Annotated in this window: 16 protein-coding genes and 1 pseudogene; 7 read left to right on the top strand and 10 right to left on the bottom strand. The window is 55.4% G+C overall.

The window, feature by feature from the left end; genetic code table 11:
* The first annotated feature begins 83 nt into the window (after positions 1-83).
* Positions 84-266, top strand: a complete 183-nt coding sequence (locus MKZ35_RS11155) for a hypothetical protein (RefSeq protein ID WP_482513365.1) — start codon at positions 84-86, stop codon at positions 264-266.
* A 27-nt stretch (positions 267-293) separates the two neighbouring features.
* On the top strand, positions 294-1,697 hold the full coding sequence (locus tag MKZ35_RS11150; protein ID WP_482513364.1) for a RagB/SusD family nutrient uptake outer membrane protein: 1,404 nt from the start codon (positions 294-296) through the stop codon (positions 1,695-1,697).
* Between the two features lie 72 nt (positions 1,698-1,769).
* On the opposite strand, the gene MKZ35_RS11145 is transcribed toward MKZ35_RS11150, so the two are convergent.
* Together MKZ35_RS11145 and MKZ35_RS11140 are read right to left on the bottom strand one after the other, a co-directional pair.
* Positions 1,770-2,678 carry a prohibitin family protein gene (locus tag MKZ35_RS11145; protein WP_482513363.1) on the bottom strand — a complete coding sequence of 303 codons (909 nt, stop codon included), beginning with the start codon at positions 2,676-2,678 and terminating at the stop codon, positions 1,770-1,772.
* 128 nt (positions 2,679-2,806) lie between these two features.
* Positions 2,807-3,292, bottom strand: a complete 486-nt coding sequence (locus MKZ35_RS11140; RefSeq protein ID WP_482513362.1) for a hypothetical protein — start codon at positions 3,290-3,292, stop codon at positions 2,807-2,809.
* Positions 3,293-3,510: 218 nt separating this feature from the next.
* On the opposite strand from MKZ35_RS11140, the gene MKZ35_RS11135 reads away from it, so the two are divergent.
* Complete coding sequence (locus tag MKZ35_RS11135) at positions 3,511-3,774, top strand: hypothetical protein (protein WP_482513361.1); 264 nt, start codon at positions 3,511-3,513, stop codon at positions 3,772-3,774.
* A gap of 190 nt (positions 3,775-3,964) precedes the next feature.
* On the opposite strand, the gene MKZ35_RS11130 is transcribed toward MKZ35_RS11135, so the two are convergent.
* Positions 3,965-4,420, bottom strand: coding sequence for a DUF2721 domain-containing protein (locus MKZ35_RS11130; RefSeq protein ID WP_482513360.1), 456 nt, complete (start codon positions 4,418-4,420; stop codon positions 3,965-3,967).
* A 172-nt stretch (positions 4,421-4,592) separates the two neighbouring features.
* Positions 4,593-6,491 carry a CocE/NonD family hydrolase gene (locus MKZ35_RS11125; protein ID WP_482513359.1) on the bottom strand — a complete coding sequence of 633 codons (1,899 nt, stop codon included), beginning with the start codon at positions 6,489-6,491 and terminating at the stop codon, positions 4,593-4,595.
* 210 nt (positions 6,492-6,701) lie between these two features.
* On the opposite strand from MKZ35_RS11125, the gene MKZ35_RS11120 reads away from it, so the two are divergent.
* Positions 6,702-8,975 carry a M14 family metallopeptidase gene (locus MKZ35_RS11120; protein ID WP_482513358.1) on the top strand — a complete coding sequence of 758 codons (2,274 nt, stop codon included), beginning with the start codon at positions 6,702-6,704 and terminating at the stop codon, positions 8,973-8,975.
* A 29-nt stretch (positions 8,976-9,004) separates the two neighbouring features.
* Positions 9,005-9,316: a hypothetical protein gene (locus MKZ35_RS11115; protein ID WP_482513357.1), complete on the top strand. Its 312-nt coding sequence runs from the start codon at positions 9,005-9,007 to the stop codon at positions 9,314-9,316.
* An 81-nt stretch (positions 9,317-9,397) separates the two neighbouring features.
* Here the strand turns inward: MKZ35_RS11115 and MKZ35_RS11110 are convergent, their stop codons facing one another.
* From MKZ35_RS11110 to MKZ35_RS11100, 3 genes are all read right to left on the bottom strand, one after another.
* Positions 9,398-9,733 carry a hypothetical protein gene (locus MKZ35_RS11110; protein ID WP_482513356.1) on the bottom strand — a complete coding sequence of 112 codons (336 nt, stop codon included), beginning with the start codon at positions 9,731-9,733 and terminating at the stop codon, positions 9,398-9,400.
* Between the two features lie 105 nt (positions 9,734-9,838).
* On the bottom strand, positions 9,839-11,074 hold the full coding sequence (locus MKZ35_RS11105) for an S-adenosylmethionine:tRNA ribosyltransferase-isomerase (protein WP_482513355.1): 1,236 nt from the start codon (positions 11,072-11,074) through the stop codon (positions 9,839-9,841).
* Positions 11,075-11,183: 109 nt separating this feature from the next.
* On the bottom strand, positions 11,184-11,966 hold the full coding sequence (locus MKZ35_RS11100; RefSeq protein WP_482513354.1) for a class I SAM-dependent methyltransferase: 783 nt from the start codon (positions 11,964-11,966) through the stop codon (positions 11,184-11,186).
* A 222-nt stretch (positions 11,967-12,188) separates the two neighbouring features.
* On the opposite strand from MKZ35_RS11100, the gene MKZ35_RS11095 reads away from it, so the two are divergent.
* The gene (locus MKZ35_RS11095; protein ID WP_482513353.1) at positions 12,189-12,779 is read left to right on the top strand and encodes a hypothetical protein; all 591 of its coding nucleotides are present in this window, start codon (positions 12,189-12,191) and stop codon (positions 12,777-12,779) included.
* A 72-nt stretch (positions 12,780-12,851) separates the two neighbouring features.
* On the opposite strand, the pseudogene priA reads toward MKZ35_RS11095, so the two are convergent.
* Positions 12,852-15,388: pseudogene (gene priA, locus MKZ35_RS11090) on the bottom strand (replication restart helicase PriA).
* 153 nt (positions 15,389-15,541) lie between these two features.
* Here priA and MKZ35_RS11085 point away from each other — a divergent pair.
* Entirely contained in the window at positions 15,542-16,150 is a 609-nt protein-coding gene (locus MKZ35_RS11085) for a transposase (protein WP_482513352.1), read from the top strand.
* 47 nt (positions 16,151-16,197) lie between these two features.
* Here MKZ35_RS11085 and MKZ35_RS11080 read toward each other — a convergent pair whose 3' ends face one another.
* Positions 16,198-17,502: a thioredoxin domain-containing protein gene (locus MKZ35_RS11080; protein WP_482513351.1), complete on the bottom strand. Its 1,305-nt coding sequence runs from the start codon at positions 17,500-17,502 to the stop codon at positions 16,198-16,200.
* The gene (locus tag MKZ35_RS11075) at positions 17,478-18,236 is read right to left on the bottom strand and encodes a thioredoxin domain-containing protein (RefSeq protein ID WP_482513350.1); all 759 of its coding nucleotides are present in this window, start codon (positions 18,234-18,236) and stop codon (positions 17,478-17,480) included. The genes MKZ35_RS11080 and MKZ35_RS11075 overlap by 25 nt, the downstream gene beginning before the upstream one ends.
* Positions 18,237-18,274 lie beyond the last annotated feature (38 nt).

Genomic DNA, 18,274 nt, shown 5'->3' with positions numbered 1-18,274 from the left:
GCTGGATATCGAAGGGCTCTTTCCTGCGCTTCAAAAACGTAACCCTGGGCTATACTCTGCCGCCCGACCTAGTAAAGCTGGGAATGCTGCGGTCGGCCCGGATTTATGTCACCGGCCAGAACCTGATTACCATTACTAACTACGATGGCTACGACCCGGAAGTGAATACTACCGCTTTCGGCCGTCCGAGCTACTTGCTGGGGCACGATTTCTACACGCCGCCACTGGCTAAAACCTGGCTGGTAGGGTTGAATCTGGGCTTCTAACCCACTTACTTTTCTGGATATAACATCATGAACATACTATTCTCCCCTCGTCGGGCTGCCGTGCTGGCCGCTGGGCTCCTGCTAAGCCTGACCGGCTGCGAAAAGCAGCTCGATGTTCAGCCCCAACAAAGCGTAGACGCGCAAACCGCCCTCGATAGCCCCGCCAGCGTGGAAAGCGCTGTGGTGGGCGCTTATGCCCGCCTGGATTTGCCCCAACTATACGGTACCAACCTGCTGCTGGTGCCCGAGTTGATGGCCTCCGACAACTACATCTTCTGGCAAGGCACCTTTCAGAGCTACCGCGAAGTGTCCCGCCGCCAGATGACCGCTTTTAACGTCGAGGCCGACCGCATCTGGAATCAGGCCTATCAAACCATCAACCTTACTAATCTCATTCTGGATGCTGCTCCAGTGGTGAGCAGCCAGACCCAGCAAGACCGCCTGACGGGTGAGGCACAAATGATTCGCGCCATGCTGTATTTTGAGCTGGTGCGGCTCTACGCTCTGCCTTACCAAGCCGCCGGAGCCAACACCCAGCCGGGTGTGCCTATCAATCTGGCGCCCAATACGACCGAGGCCCAGGCGGCCGTGCGGCTGCCCCGTGCCTCCGTAAACGAAGTGTACGCGCAGATTTTGAAAGACCTGGAAGCCGCTGAAGTTAAATTGCCTACCAGCAACGGGGTCCGCCTTGATAAGTACGACGCCCAGGCCATGCTGGCACGCGTGTCCTTGCAGCAAGGCAACTATACCCGCGCCCTAGCCTTAGCTGATGGGGTGATTCGGCGCAGCGGAGCTATTTTAAATCCTTCGGTGCTGTCGGCCTTCACCAACCGGGGCAGCCGGGAGGTTCTGTTTGAGATTCAGCAGAATGATCAAAACAATGCCGGAGCCGCCAATGATGGTCTCGCCACCTTTTACTCCAGCAACGCCGCAGGCTTTGGCGGCCGGGGCGACGTGCAGGTGCTGTCGGCCTTTTCCAGTCAGTACGGAGCCCGTGATCAGCGGGGCTTGCAAACAGGCATCGGTAACAGCCTTATCTATACCGGGACTGGGCGCAGAGCGGGCCGTTTGCGCTCCTACAAGTGGAATAGCGCGGGCCAGAATATTCCCATTATCCGTTTAGCCGAAATGCTGCTGATCCGTGCCGAGGCGAACACCCGCCTGAGCAGTCAGGTTGGAGCTACTCCGCTCGATGATGTGAATTCGGTGCGCGGCCGGGCTCAGGCAGCCCTCTTGACCAGGGTTACCTTGGCTGATGTTCTCAGGGAGCGGGAATTGGAACTGGCCTTTGAAGGGTTCCGCTTTCACGACTTGCGGCGTACGGGACGTTTGGTCGGTAATGCCGCCTTCAACGACCCTCAGCTATTGCTTCCCATTCCTCAGTACGAAATCAATCTGGGCAACGCACTACCGCAAAACCCAGAATACTAGGCATACTGCGTCTCACATAAAAAAGCCCCCCAGATCTTTCTGGGGGGCTTTTTTTATGTGATTTCAATAAAGCTATTTATCCGACAGCAATACCTGGGGGGCATTTCGACTATTTCCCATAATGATAACCTTGCTGTTGGCTGAAGTGGCAATGGCTTGATTGGCTTTAATAGTCTCGTATTGCAGCAGCCGGTCGCTGAGCTCGGTGCTGATAATCTTTTGATAGTCGGCGATGCCTTGGGCTTCAAGGCGCTTACGCTCGGCTTCCTGGCGCTCCTTCTGAAGCACAAACTGCATTTTCTGGGCTTCCTGCTCGGCCGAAATTTTGCTTTCGATGCTGCGCTTCACCGGGGCGGGCAGCTGAATGTTGCGAATCAAAAGCTGCTCCAGCTGAAGCCCGCGCTGTTGAAAATCACGGTTGATGGTATTGTAAATGCGGTTTTGGAACTCGTCGCGGCTGGTAGAGTACAGGGCCACGGCATCGTAGTACACGGCATTGTCGCGGATGCGGGTGCGCGTAACGGGCCGCACGATGGCATCCTGGTAATTGGGCCCAATGGTGGTGAGGATATGCGGCGCCCGCGTAGGCACCACGCGGTAGAGCACCGTCAGGTCGATGACAACCTCCAGCCCATCGGCCGTGAGCACCTGAATGGCATCGTCGCCGGCACGCTGGCCTTCCTCACGCTGCACCGACATGGTATAGTTCTGCGTGCGCGTGTCAAACTTGGTCACGTTCACCAAAGGGTTCACCACATTCAGGCCACTGGTCAGAATGCGCGGCTGCACCTTACCAAATAAGGTCTGAACGCCCACTTGCCCAGCTTCAATCTGTACTACGGTGCTTGTAGCAACCCCCAGCACGATGAGCGTAGCCCCCGCAAACAGCAGCAAGCTGCGAAACCGCTGGAACGGATACGATATTTTACTCGCATTGAACCCCAAAATAACTAGCACGAGGCCAACGAATACAAGGGTCATAGCCGAGGAAGTTAGGTAAAGAGTGGCGCGGCAAAGTCAGCATAATCTGCCCCCAGCCGCTACGAAAAGATAAGGTTTTGCCAGCTGGTTTGGAAGCAAAGCTGCTATATGCTAGCTATTTCCACTACTTACTCATCTTCGTCATCATCTTCGTCGTTCAGAGCGTCGAAATCAATTTCTTGGGCCAATTCCAGCGCTTCTTCAATCACCGCATCCATCATGGGCTTGGTATCGGCATCGAGGGTGCGCTCAAATAGCTGCAGAATCTGCTCGCCCTCGTCGTTCACATACAGATTGGTGTAGAGGCGCTCAAACAGCTTGGCATCGCGGGTAATAATGCTGTCAATGTCGGCGACGGAGCGGGCGCCCAGCGCGCGGTGCAGTACGTCCAGCACGCGGCGGCTTTCTTCGTGGTCGCCCAGGTCGGTGAGCAGCTTCAGCAAGGACATGGCCACGCCCAGGCGCACGCGCTCAAACCGGAACGGCACATCGGCGCGGCTGGCGTGCTCGAAAGTGGCGTACGCGGCCGTGTCGGGCTCGGTGAGGTAGTAGGCCGCGTCGGCGTCGGTGCGGAAAGCAGCGCGCAGCAGTTGTTCGTAGCGAAGAGCACTCATCTTGGAAGTGGAAAGTAAAGATGGAAAAGGCGGTTCACGCTTGGGCTTTTCGTTAAAAATGCCCCCCAAAGAAGGTCGACGTAACCTAAAAGGCGAAAGGTACGATTGAAGAAAAGACAGTGCGTCTTTCAAAGTGTCACTATCGTCTCGTTCGGCGCTTAGGCAGGCTGATATGACGCAGGTTATTCTTTAACAACACACTTTTAACGACAAAACGGATGACACATAAGAAAAAATGGTTGCTGTTTGCCCCGTCCGGGCTGATGCTGGTTGGCTTCGGCACCTGCCTGATTCAATGGGCTACTAGTCTGCAACGCAAGCAAGTGCCTACCAGCGAGTGGGTGGCCGCCGGCACGCTGGCGCTGGGCGTATTCAATGCCGGACTGTGCGTATTTGGCCGGGGCGTATCGGAAGGCGTATTGTATGAGCTGCGCGAGAAAGGCCCTTCGGCCGTCGTGACGGCGGAGATTCCGCAGGAATAGAGACGTTAAGTAAACGCAACAAAAAGCCCCCCAGATTGCTAAATAAAGCATTGGGGGGCTTTTTTACATAAGAAAGCCGGCGTTTGTGCCCACTCTCCTTTGCAAACGTATCCCGGCTTACGCTCTAAGTTGCACCTCTACATCGCTTATATGCTCAACCGGTAGGCAAGTATACGCCTTTTCGACATATTCACCCGGCTTTGTCAGCATTGCCGGCCGGCTGAGGCCCGTCCGTGGCCTCGCGGCGGCGCTCCTCGTATTCCTGCATGTCGTCCAGCTCGATATTGAGCGCGTCGCCCGAAATCTGGATTTCGCGCAGCGACATCGCCAACGACACCAGCAACGCCAGCAGACTCGCCCCAAACACAACTTGCCCCGCCTGCACAAACCCCGCGAACAGCAGAAACATACAGAGCACACAGCCAAACATGCTGGCTATACCGACCGCCTGCATGTTGCGCACAATCACCAGCCGCTGCCGCAGGTTTTGAATCTGCCGCATCACGGGTGTACTGTGCGTGGTCTGATACTGCGATTTGAGCGTGCGGACACGGTTCGCCAATGCCATGAAGCGGTTGGTGTAAGCCAGCAGCAACAGCGACAAAGCCGGAAAGAGTAGAGCCGGCGTATTAATCGTGATTTCCATAAATTATGAAATGATAAGACGACCTTTCCTTGTGGAGGTCAGGCCTGGCGTGGTACTACCAATTCCGCAGAGCGGTTGGTAGTACCACTATTGTTGAACGGTATTGCGTCAGGTCGTTCAACAATAGTGGTACTACCAAGGAAAAAGCCGTAGTACCACACTAACCTTAATACTACAAGACCTTCACCACGAGCTGCGAAGCGTGCTCCGGCGAGTGGTAGAGGCGGTGTGTGGCTTTTTGAAAATCCTGCTCCTTGGCCTCATAGATATTCGGCACGAAGGTCTGCGGGTTGCGGTCGACAAGCGGGAACCAGGAGCTTTGCACCTGCACCATCAGGCGGTGGCCTTTACGGAAGGTGTGGCACAGGTCCTGAAGGGCGAAGGGCACAGCTGACACCTGGTTCGGGGTGAAGGCTTTCGGCTGCGAAAAGCTCTCGCGGAAACGGCCGCGCATTACCTCGGACCGCACGAGCTGCTGATAACCGCCAAGCTTCACATCAGGCAAGTTGCGGGGGTTATTGGGCGTATCATCGGGATACACGTCGATGATTTTGACCACCCAGTCAGCATCTGAGCCGGTGGTGGCTACTTGCAGCAGCGCCTGAATAGGACCAGCTAGCGTAAGGTCTTCGGTTAAAACATCGGTCTGGTAGGTAAGCACATCGGGGCGGCGGCTGGCGAAACGCTGGTCGTCGGTCATGTACTCGCGGGTCATGCCGGTGGCGGTGGCTTCGGTGAAGGGCACTGGCTTGGCGGGGTCGCTGATGTATTCGTCAAAAAGCCCCCCAGCCGCGGTGGAAGTAGGTTTGCTGAATGAAATTTGCCCCCCAGGCTGAAAAAACAGCGTGCGGTCCTGCGCTTGCTTAGGCGGCCACGCATCGAAAGTACGCCAGCGGTTGGTGCCGCTTTCGAAGATATAGGCCTCGGGCAGCTTCGGTTCAGTGGCCTTATTCGCTTTCAGATAAGACCGGAAAAACGGCGCTTCAATACTGTCTTGGTAGAAAAGCGAGGGCGAGGCACCGTAGGCTACGTTGCCCACCATTTCACCTGTGCCGCGTGCCCAGCCGCCGTGCACCCACGGGCCCATCACGATGCGGTTGGAAAGCCTGGGATTCTGATTTTCGATGGTTTTATACGTTTGAAGCGCGCCAAAGAGGTTTTCAGCATCGTTGAAGCCACCTACAGTAAGCACAGCGGTATTCGTATTCAGGTCGCGCAGGTGAGGGCGGAGGTTGCGGGCCTGCCAGAACTCGTCGTAGTTGGGATGCGCCATGAGGTCATTCCAGAAGGCAACGTTGTTCTTAAAGTAAAGCTCATTGGCGTTTTTGAGCGGGCCCAGACGCAGGAAAAAGTCGTAGCCATCGGGCGTGCCGTGCTGAAACGATGGATTACGGTTGGGCGTGGGCTGGGGGCGGGGCTGCCCGAAGCTGGCCAGAAAGTTAAAAGCATGAGGCAGGAAAAAGGCGCCGTTGTGGTGAAAGTCATCCCAAAACCAGTCGGCAATCGGGGCCTGTGGCGAGGAGGCCTTGAGCGCCGGGTGGCGGCTGGTAAGGCCCACTGACGTGTAGAAGCCCGGATACGAAATGCCCCATTGACCTACCCGGCCATTATTGCGGGGGCCTTTTTTGACTAGCCACTCAATGGTATCAAACGTATCGGTGCCTTCGTCGATGTCCTGCTTGCCGCGCGGCTTATCCTTAGCCGGACGCATATTCACGAACTCGCCCTCCGACATATATGCCCCCCGCACATCCTGATACACAAAAATGTAGCCCTCGCGCATCATGGCAGGCGATGGGCCGAGCGCTGTTTTATAGGTATCGGGGCCGTAGGGGCCGGCTGAATAGGGCGTGCGGTTCATGAGCACCGGGTAGCGCTTGGTGGCTGCGTCGGTGGGGGCATAAATGACGGTGTGCAGCTTGCGGCCGTCGCGCATGGGTACCAGCTGCTCCGTTTTGGTGTAATGCTGGCGCACGTAGACCGAGTCGGCATTGATTTTCTGTGCGTGCGCGGCAGAACTGGTCAGCAGCGCGGCAGCAGTCAGCAGGCAAAAGAGTAATGGAGGTTTCATCGGCGGAGGAAAAAGTGGACGGTCGGCAGAAAGAATACGACGAAAGTAACAGAGATTCGTGCACTGCTACCAGCGGAATAGTACCTTGCTTTAAAAGTAGCACGCCGGTGTAAGCTCCGAGTATGCGCTGGACAGTTTGGCTGAACTGATCCAACCGTCGTGTTACGTATCTTTTTTGTTGCTCCAGCACTAACTGGTCATTTTTAATCCATGAAGAAACCTGCTACCCGGCGGACGCAATTCTGCGTCGGCTCCCTCCAAATCCTGCTCTTCCTGTTGCTGCTACCGTTTTGGAGTCTGACCACATCCCAGGCCCAAACGACCTCGCCTTCCCCAGCCGCTGGCACCTTGCTCACGCCCGGCCAGTTTCTGGGCTACCCGCTGGGGGCCAATTTTACCCCCCACTCAGATCTGCTGCGCTATGTAGACCACGTTGTGCAGAACTCTGGCGGCCGGATGCGTTTGCAGCCCTACGGCCGCACCTACGAAAACCGCCCGTTGGAAGTAGTGCAGATAGCTTCGCCCGAGAACCTGAGCCGCCTGGACGAAATCCGCCGCAATAACCTGCGACGGGCCGGTTTGGAAAGTGGCGCTGCGAAGGCCGCTGAACCAGCCATCGTGTGGTTGAGCTACAACATTCATGGCAACGAAGCGGTGTCGTCGGAAGCCATGATGCAGGTGCTTTACGACCTGGCCAACCCCCAAAACCAGCAGACCCAGCAGTGGCTGCAGAATACGGTGGTGGTGCTGGACCCTTGCGTAAACCCGGACGGCCGCGACCGGTACGCGCAGTGGTACAACCGCGTGCGCAACCGCACGCCCAATGCTTCGCCCTACGCTTGGGAGCACCACGAGCCATGGCCTGGGGGGCGTTTTAATCATTATTATTTCGATCTGAACCGCGACTGGGCCTGGCAAACGCAGCAGGAAAGCCAGCAGCGGGTGGCACTGTATAGCCAGTGGCTGCCCCAGGTGCACGCCGACTTCCATGAGATGGGCGTGGATAATCCCTACTATTTCTCGCCCGCCGCCAAGCCTTTTCACGCCGATATCACGCCCTTTCAGCGGGAGTTTCAGAACACGATTGGCGAGTACAACCGCAAGGTTTTTGACCAGAACAACTGGCTGTACTTCACCCGCGAAACCTACGACCTGTTCTATCCTAGCTACGGCGACACGTATCCGTCGTTCAACGGTGCCATCGGGATGACCTATGAGCAGGGCGGCTCGGGCCGGGCGGGGGTTCAAATCCTCAAAGCTGACGGTGATACGCTCACGCTCAGCCAACGGATTGCACACCACCACGCCGCTAGTATGGCCACCATTCAGGCTACTGCCGAGCGCCACGACCCGCTGGTGCGTGAGTTTGAGAAGTACTACACCACTGCTCGCACCAAGCCCGGTGGCGACTACAAAACCTACGTGCTGGCCGCCTCCAACGACCCTGGCCAGCTGGAAAGCCTCCGTAAATACCTGGAGCGGCAGCAAATCAGCTATGGCTATGCGCCGCGTAAGGTGCGTACCAAGGGCTTTAACTATACCACGGGCAAAAATGAGTCGGTGGAGATACAGCCCCGCGACCTTGTGGTGAGCATGTACCAGCCGAAGTCGACGCTGGTGAAGGTGCTGTTTGAGCCGCGTCCTGCTTTGGAAGACTCACTGACTTACGACATTACCGCCTGGGCTTTGCCGTACGCCTACGGTTTGAAAGCCTACGCGCTGAAAGAACAGTTGAAGGGTGCCGATGCGGCAACCGGAGCCAAGCGGCCTGCAACACCGGTGCGCAACGCGCCGGCTGCCGGTACGCCTTATGCTTATGTAGCACGCTGGACTAATATTCAGGACTTGCGCTTTCTGAGCCAGCTGTTGCAGAAAAAGGTGAAAGTTCGGGTAGCGGAGCTGCCATTTGAGGCCGAAGGTCAAAAGTATCAGGCTGGTACGCTGGTTATTACGCGCACTGGCAACGAAAATCTGGGCCCACGCTTCGACCAGATTGTACGCGCCCAAGCCGATTCGATGGGAGTGATGGTGCAAGCCGTACGGTCAGGGTTTTCTACAACAGGCGCTGATTTTGGCTCCAGCTCAGTGCGCTTTGTGAAGCAGCCCACAGTAGGCTTAGTAGCCGGCGAAGGCATTTCGCCCACCGCGTTTGGCGAGATATGGCACTTCTTTGAGCAGCAAATCGGCTACCCGGTAACCGTAATAGGTACGGACTACCTGAATAGTGTTCCGCTGCAAAAGTTTGATGTGCTTATTCTGCCCGATGGCAACTATGGCGACATCTACCCCGAAAAGAGCCTCGAAAACCTGAAAACCTGGGTGCGGGCCGGTGGTAAGCTGATTGCCATGGAAGGCGCCGCCGCTTACCTCGCCAACCGCAAGGATTTCCTGCTGAAAACGAAGCCAGCGGACACTGCTGCGGCCAAAAAGCGGCTCCCTACGCGCCACTACGGCGCTATGCCGATGCCGAACGCCAGCAAATAGAGGAGCGTGTACAAGGTAGCATTTACCGGGTGCAGCTCGATAATACGCATCCGCTGGCCTTTGGCTACGGCTCCACTTACTACGCTTTAGTGCGTGACACGCTCAATTACCGCTTTTTGGGCGAAGGTGGCTGGAACGTTGGTATTCTCAAAAAGGAAGGCTCTGCCGCAGGCTTCACCGGCCGCCGGGCCCGCCCAAAGCTCACCGATACGTTTGTGCTGGGAGCCCAGGAAATGGGCCGGGGTCAGGTGGTATATATGGCCGATAACCCGCTGTTTCGCGGGTTCTGGCAGGGCGGCAAGCTTCTCTTTGGCAATGCGTTGTTCTTTGTTGGGCAATAAGTCAAAGACCACTATTTAACGGACAAAAAAAGCCCCCAGAAACTTCTGGGGGGCTTTTTAATGCTCAATAACTAAAGAATACTAATCAACAACGTCTTCTACTTTGTTGCCGACTTTCTTGGCGCCTTTCTTCACGGCTTTGCCGGTTTTCTTGGCACCTTTTTCAACTGCGTTACCAGTCTTCTTGCCGGCACGCTTTACGTCCTGGGTAGTGTTGTAGCGCTTCTGGCCTACCTCGGTGCGGCCGGTGCGGGTGGTGGTTTCTGACTTTACGGTACCATTGTCACGCACGTCAACTTCCGTTTTGGTGGTGTTGCCGGTAGCTTCGTTGCCAGTAGTAGTAGTCTGCGCGAAGGCAGCGGAAGAAAAAGCTGTTGCGAAGAACAGCAAAAGAGCCTTTTTCATGGTGGATTTCATATAAGGAGAAGAAGACAAATCTGTCTTACGGGGCCTTATACGGCATGCGCACAAATAAGGCTAACTTACCCGCCTTTTATCTTCTAGTTAGTCATAACGCACGCCTCAGGGCAGTAGCAAAGAGCTGTCGCCGTAGCTCAAAAACCGATAGTCATGCGTTAAAGCATGATTATAGACCCTCCGCCAATCGGGGCCAATAAGCGCGGCTACCAGAAGTAAAAGGGTGCTCTCGGGCTGATGAAAGTTGGTAATCAAGCCGTTTACTACCCTAAACTGGTAGCCCGGCGCAATAAGCAGCTGCGTGGAGGCGCGGAGGAAAGAATTGCCTGAGGACTCCACATGCCGCAGCAGCGCCTCCAATGCCTCACATACAGGCATCGACGGCGAACCTTCATACGGCTGCCACTGCGACACATGCAGCTCGTCTGCAGCAGTAGCGGCAGGCTGGTGAGCTAGCTTAGCGCCCAGCCAATACATACTTTCCAGGGTGCGTAAGCTGGTAGTGCCCACCGCAATTATGGGCTGCGGTGCTTGACGTATTAGTTGACGCAGTACAGATGCTTCTACCACAAACGGCTCGCCGTGCATGGCGTGGCCCGCCATAACCTCGGCCTTAACCGGCTGAAACGTACCTGCGCCCACGTGTAAGGTCACGCGGGCCGTGTGAAAGCCTCGCTGCTGAAGCTCGGCCAGAACGGCGTCAGAGAAATGTAGTCCGGCAGTGGGGGCAGCTACGGCGCCCTCATGGGCCGCGTACACAGTCTGGTAGCGTACGGCATCCACGTCGGTATCTTCCCGATTGAGGTAAGGCGGCAGCGGCAAATGCCCGGCGTAGCGTAGCACTTCCGCAAATGGAAGGGCCTCTGGCTTCCAGCTGAATTGGATAAGCGAGTAGCTATCAGCCGTTTCCAAACGCTCGGCAGTAAGCGTAGCTGGCTTGTCATCAACGGTAAAGGCCAGCTGTACGGGGCCGTTTTTCCAGCGCTTGCCATTACCTACCAAGCACTTCCAGACGCAGCTGCCGGTTTGTTGCATGGCTGGCTCCACGGCCCGATGGGGTGCCACGGGCTCCAGACAAAACAACTCTACGATGCCACCCGTTGGCTTTTGACAAAATAATCGGGCCCGCACCACCTTCGTATCGTTGAAGACCAGCAGGGCGCCGGCGGGCAATTCGGAGGGCAGCTTGTGGAAACGTTGATCCGCAATTTGCCCCCCACGGTACACCAGCAGGCGCGACTGGTCGCGGTTGGGCAATGGCTCCGGCGCAATGCGGCTGGGGGGCAATTCGTAGGTAAAATCCTGGATGGAAAGCTGACGAGGATCGGGGGAGGCAGACATAGCTGCAAAGGTAAGCAGGCAGTCGGCGGCTGGCGCGCAAAAGTCGGAAGCCCCAGGCTAGCTACTTGTGCGCTAATCCAGGGCTTCTCATTCTTTCAATCAGCGCAGACTAATCTGCCCGTTGAAAAAACATTAAATGCTGTTGCGGCAGGCTTTCCACGCTCTCGATAAACTCCAGCCCAACGGCGGCCATTTCCTTGCGGGCTTGCTCCACGCTCATCTTGTGAATACGTTTGATGGGCACATCCACGTCCTCGGCGCGATACTCCACCAATGCCAGCCGACCCGTAGGCGTGAGGCTTTTTCGAATAGCTGTCATCATTTCGCGCGGGTGGTCAAACTCGTGGTAGGCGTCCACAATGAGGACTAAATCAACGTTGTTGGGGGGCAAATTAGGATTTTGCTTGGTGCCTAGAACGGGCTCCACATTAGGTGCCTTATTGCGGGCTTTATTCTCCTTTAAATAGGCAATCATTTCGGGCTGAATGTCCACCGCCAGTACTTTTCCCTGCGGTACTAGTTGGCTCATCTGGAAGGTGAAGTAGCCCGTGCCCGCGCCGATATCGGCCACTACGTCGGTGGGCTTCAGCTTGAGCTCGCGCAGCAAAATATCGGTACCTTCCTCCTGCCGCCGATCATCGCGCTCCAGCCAGCCCGCGCCTTCGTGGCCCATAACGTGTGCAATCTGGCGGCCCATGTAATACTTGCCAATGCCATTGGGGTCGGTGGGAAGCTTTATTTCGTATCCGCTGGTATCGGGCGCAGCGCTCAGACGCTGCTCCGTTTCGAGAGGGAAACGGCTTTCGGTGGGGGGCTGCGTGCAGGAAGTGGTCTGCAAAAGCAGCGCGGCGGGCAATACAATCCACGAAAAAAACAGCGAAACGAGATGCATAGAAAACAAACAGGGATGCTAGGGATGAGCTAACAGCCAATAGGTCCGAAGCGTTCGGAGAATTAATCTGACTGCGCTTTTACGCTCCTTACAAGGGAAACTGATGCTATAACGTCGGCTAATTCAGAAAAATATATTCAAAAAGATGATTTTATTCACCCCTTTCTATCTTTGGACCGTACAAAAGCCGGTTCTACTTCTTTCCACTTACATTTTTGACCTATGAAACACTTATCCGGACTCTGGCAAAAACTAACGCTTGTTGTAGCCGTAACCGCTGCTTTGAGCAGCTGCAACCGCGCCGAATACGCTATGCTGCCCAAAACATCATCTTACCACGGTACTGCTTACAGCGCCGTTGCCACTGCACCCGCCGCCACCCCTAAGGCCGTAACGGAGACCGCGCCCGTAGCGGCCGCGCCTGTTGTCGCTCCTACCGAGCCCACGGTTGCTCCCGTGGCTACAGAATCGGCGCCCGCCGTGGCAGCCAAGAAAACAACCACGATGGCCGCCACGCCCGTCGTGGCTGCTCCAAAGCTGACCTTCGCCCAGAAAGCACTTGTGCAGAAAATCGCCAAGAAAGCCGACAAGCTGGCCAATAAAGTGCAGCTGAAGCAGCGGACTGAAACGGCGGATGCTAATCGTTTGGAGGGCAAACTTCGTCAAGGTCTTATCTTAATCCTCGTTAGTTTACTGGTTGGAATATTGGGGTTCCTTGGTGGAACAATAGGCACCTTGTTCAGCGTCTTATCCGCAATCTTGTTTATTGTTGGAGCAGTACTGATAATTCTATACTTGCTGGATGAGTTGTAAGAGATAGATTTTTCATAAAAAAGCCCTCCAGTATCATGCTGGGGGGCTTTTTTATGACTGACTAACCCACTGTTACATAGGGTCCACATCGGCTACGAGGCGGGCCTGCTTGAACTCCTTCTGGTCTTTCACCACGTTTATGGCCGCCAGCACCTCAGCTTTGGCCTGTTTCAGCACCGTGTGTTCCCGGTCAATCTTGACGGTGATTTCCTGTAAGTAGAAGTTGCGAATGCGGAATATATACGGCGCTTCCGGCCCCAAAATAGCTTCCCGCCCCAGCCTTTCTACTAACTCCTGCGTGAGCAGAATAGCGGCCTGCTCCGCTAGAAGCTGATCTACGTGCTTCACGGTGAGGCGAATCACGCGCATAAACGGTGGAAAGCCGTATTCGCGGCGCTGCCCGATCTCGTATTCGTAGAATTCGAGGTAATCATTGCGGATTACCTTGTCAAAAATAACCTGCGTCGGGTCGGCGGTCTGGATGATGACTTTGCCCTTTTTGCCCTTGCGCCCAGCCCGGCCGCTCACCTGCACAAACATCTGAAATGCCCGCTCGTGCGCCCGAAAATCGGGGTAGTGAATGATGCTGTCGGCGTTGATAATGCCCACCAGACTCACGTTGGCAAAGTCCAGACCCTTGGTTACCATCTGCGTACCCACTAACACATTTGTTACTTGGTTCTCGAAGTCCGCAATGATCTGCTGATACGAGTTTTTGGCGCGGGTCGTGTCCAGGTCCATGCGCTGCACGTTGGCGGCCGGCAGCATGATTTTGAGGTCGTCCTCGATCTTCTCGGTACCAAAACCAACGGTTTTCAGGGCGCGGGAGCCACAAGCGGGGCATTCCACGGGCATGCGGTCGTTGTAGCCGCAGTAGTGGCAGCGTAGCTCGTGGCTGTGCTTATGGTAGCTCAGACTCACGGCGCAGTTCTTACACTTCGGAATCCAGCCGCAATCGAGGCAGTTGATGAAAGGCGAGTAGCCGCGGCGGTTCTGAAACAGAATTACCTGCTCCTTCAAGCCCAGCTTACGCTCAATCTCACTCAGCAGCTCGGGCGTGAAGTGGTTGTGCATCTTCTTCGCCTCGCGCTGCTTGCGCGTGTCCACCAGCTCAATTTCGGGTAGCCCAGCTTCGCCGAAGCGCTTGGTCAGCTGCACCAAGCCCCAACGTCCGGCACGAGTCTGGTAGTAGGTTTCGACAGCCGGCGTGGCCGAGCCGAGCAGCGTTTTTGCCCCCTGAAAGTTGGCCATCATCAGGGCCACCTCGCGAGCATTATAGCGCGGGGCCGGCTCGTACTGCTTGTAGCTTGACTCGTGCTCCTCATCCACAATGATGAGCGCCAGGTTATCAAACGGCAGAAACACGGCCGAGCGCACCCCGACTACCACCTGAAACCGGCCCGACAGCACCCCATTCCACACTTCCACGCGCTCATTATCCGAGAATTTGGAGTGATACACGCCCAGGCGCGTCCCAAATACCCGCATTAGACGAGTGACAATCTGGGCGGTGAGGGCAATTTCGGGCAGTAAGTATAGGACTTGCCCGCCGCCATCCAAGGCATTGCGGATGAGTTCGATGTAGATTTCGGTTTTGCCTGCGCCCGTCACGCCATGCAAAAGCACGATGTCGCGCTGACTGAATTGGGTTAATATTTCATCGCGGGCAGTGGTTTGCGCTTCGCTGAGGGTAAAATGCAGCTTGGCTTCGGGCTCGTCATCGAGCGGGAAGCGCGATACAATCACGTCGAACTGCTCTAGCACGCCGTTTTTAACAAGCGTATTCACCGCCGACGGCGAGAGGTGCGGACTGCTGGTCAAAGCGTTTTTTCCAGGCCCCGGTGATTGGCGTGAATATTCTGGTACACCGGCACACGCTGTAAGTAGCGCATCAGCACGTCGAGCTGCTTGGGTCGGCCAGCCAGTTGGCCAAACAGTGCTTCCAGCGCGCTTTCCTCAATGAAATGATGCGCCAGCCGCACCTTCTTCACCACTTTGGGCGAGTATTTGTCGGCCAGATGCTCAAACAGAAAGATGATATCCTTCTGCATCAAGGACTTAATCACCTTGTGGAAATTGCTGCTGCCAAGCAGCTCCCCGACTTCGGTAAACGTCATCGACTTACCATCCTCGGTGCTCAGCGCCGTCAGAATCTGCTGTTCCTGCTCCGAGATAGGGTAGGGGCTGCCATCGGCGATATACGCCGGATGCAACTGAATGCGCGACTCGGAGCTAAGCTTGAGTGCGGAGGGCAGCGCGGCGTTGATGACTTCACCCAGCGTACACATATAATAATCAGCCATCCAGCGAAATAGCTTCAGCTGCGGCTGGGTCACGACGGGCGCGTCGTCAATGAATTCGAGAATATACTTGGCCTGATACTGGGCTGGCGGAATTTCGTGTACGGCCGCTACAATGCAGCTCAGCGTTTTTTTGGTCCCAAACTGCACAATTACCCGCCCCCCGATCACGACCTCGTCGTTCATCTCGTAGGGCACGCGGTAGGTATACAGCTTGGGCAGGGGCAAGGGCAGAATCACGTCGGCAAACAGCGTGACGCGGTCGGTAGCCGTGGGCTCCGGCGAAACAAAATCAAAAGTGAGGCTCAACGGAAAGAATAGGCAAGGTCGGAAGGTAAAGATAAGGTGTAACATGAAGCGGTGCTTCGTTCATCGAATAATCCGTCATAACGAGGCGACTTGCCATATGAATTCCGGGCGGCGCGCGTACGGCCGAAGCACCGCTTCGAGTTACATTTCAGCATGAAAACTCATTATGAGCGGTTTTTACCCCATCGGCTGCCGCCGGGAGTAGCGTTATTCGTTACGTTTCGACTAGCGGAGTCTCTGCCGCAATCAGTTATAGCTCAGCTACAAGCTAAACGAGAACTTGCCCGTCAAGGCATTATAGCTCCTCAGTCCCACGCCGAACGCTACCGGGAGCAGAAGCGCCACTTTGCTCGCTTTGATGCTCAACTTGACGCCGCAGCCATCGGTCCGCTATGGCTGCGGCAGCCTGCCATCGCGGAGGTCATAAAAGAAGCCATATTCTTTCGTGATGGAAGCAGATACGAGTTGATTTGTTTCTGCATAGTGTCGAATCATGTGCATATGGTGGTGCAACTCGCGGACGATGCCCCTTCTTTCATGCGCACTTTACAGTCACTTAAGGCCAATACTGCGTTGCAGTGTAACCGCTTGCTGGGCCGGCAAGGTCAGTTCTGGCATTTCGAGAGCTATGATCATGTCGTGCGCGACGGCGCTGAAATGCAGCGTATCGTCGCGTACGTGCTTGAGAACCCCGTAAAAGCTGGTTTGGTAACGGATTGGCGAGAGTGGCCACATACGTACTGGTCGCGGGCTCACCAGTAACCCGAAGCGGTGCTTCGGATAACCGGGGTCCGAAGCACCGCTTCGGGTTACAGCTGCACTAATGCCTCAGCTACTGTATGAACCGGCTGCTGACAAGCTCGATTGAAACATACATAAAGCGTAGTGCGGCCCTCAAGCGCCGGGCGCTGCTGCAATAATGGAAGCTCGTTGGTAGGAGTGGGGCTACCAGCTAACACCACATTGGGCAAAAAGTGCTGGCTCAGCTCTTTTCGGATGGCTTGCGCCTTGGGCCCAACAATCGCTATTTCGGCTGTCGGCCGCAGGAAGGCCGCGTACAAGCTAGCCCAATTGGTGAGGTGCTGCGGCTCTTTGATTAGTAAGTCCTGCACTTGAGCCAACATGGTAGCAGCCAGCTCACTTTGGGGGGCTTTTTCTAAGTGCAGGCCCAGTCGATGAAGGTTGTGCGCCATGATCGAGTTCGAAGCGGGAATCACATTATCGAACAGCTCTTTTTTGCGGGCAATTAACGCCTCCTCGTTCGCATCTGTGTAGAAAAACAGGTTCTCCTCGGGGTCGAAGAAATTCTCCTGCGCATAACCTGCGAGTGTTTCGGCCTCACGCAGCCATTGGGCATCAAAAGTGGCTTCATATAAATTTATATACGCTTGAATAACAAGAGCATAATCCTCCAAAAAGCCAGCAATGGTGGCCCGGCCAGCCTTATAATTGCGCCACAAACGAGGACCGTTGCGCAGGTTTGTTTGAATGAAATGAGCGTTGCGCAAAGCTAGCTCCAGAAACTTTTCGTCGTCGAAAGCGCGGTAAGCGTCAATGAGGCCATTAAGCATAAGCGCATTCCAGGCCGTCAGAATCTTGTCGTCTGTACCCGGACGCACGCGTTTGGCCCGAGCCGCGATAATCTTTTTTTCCCAGCCTTTTACCAACTCCGCGAGTACCTGGGGGGCAATTTCATGGGCCGATGCAAAGTCTTCATTCGACTTACGGCGGTGCAGAATGTTCTGCCCGTGCTCCCAATTTCCAGCAGCCGTGCAGTTGTAGTAGGCGGAAAACAGGAGTTCCTCGTCACCCAGAATGTCGCGCAGCTCGTTTTTGGTGAAAACATAAAATTTGCCTTCTACACCCTCACTATCAGCATCAAGAGAGGAATAAAAGCCTCCTTCCGGACTGGTCAGTTCCCGACGCATGAACTCGACCGTATCATATACTACCTTTCGGTACAGCTCGTCTTTGGTCACCTGATAGGCCTCGGCATATAGGCTCACGAGCTGCCCATTATCGTAGAGCATTTTCTCAAAATGAGGTGCCAGCCACTCGGCGTCAACCGAATAGCGGGCGAATCCGCCGCCTACTTGGTCATAAAGGCCCCCCACGCCATTTCACGCAGGGTGCGGTTAATTTGGTCCAGTAGACTCTTATTATCGGTCAGTTTATAAGCGCGCAACAGAAAGCGCCAGATGCTGGGCATGGGAAACTTGGGCGCTTTATCCATACCGCCCCAGGTGCGGTCAAATTTGCCCCCCAGATTAGCTAGTAACAGCTCAAACTGCTCGTCCGATACCGCACTAGCCGCAGATTCCAGGCTGTACTTAGCTAAGTCGCTGGTTTGCAAGATGCCAGCGAACTGCTCCGCCGATTCGTCCAACTCCGTCCGATGTTCACCCTGATATGCCTGACCGATGCTGGTGAGCAGCTGTACCCAATTGCGCGGCGGGAAATAGGTGCCTCCATAAAAAGGCTTCGCATCGGGGTTCAGGAATACATTTAGGGGCCAACCACCTTGTACGCCCATTGCGTGCACGGCATCCATATATACTTGGTCCACGTCGGGCCGCTCTTCCCGGTCTACTTTGATGCACACGAAATACTCATTCATAACCTTCGCAATGCTTGGGTCTTCGAATGATTCACGCTCCATTACGTGGCACCAGTGGCAGGCTGCGTATCCAATACTTACTATTATCGGTTTTTGCTCGTCTTTGGCCTTTTGCAATGCTTCCTCACCCCACGGATACCAGTTTACCGGATTGTGCGCGTGCTGAAGCAGGTACGGGCTGGTTTCGCGGCTAAGAAGATTGGTATAAGCTGGTAGTTGGGAGTCAGACATATATACTAGCGTAAAAGACAAGGCTTACTAGCGAAGAA

It is taken from the genome of Hymenobacter sp. R533113 (assembly GCF_056835965.1).
Note: the sequence above shows the minus strand (reverse complement) of the source record. Positions and strands in the feature narration are given on the sequence as shown.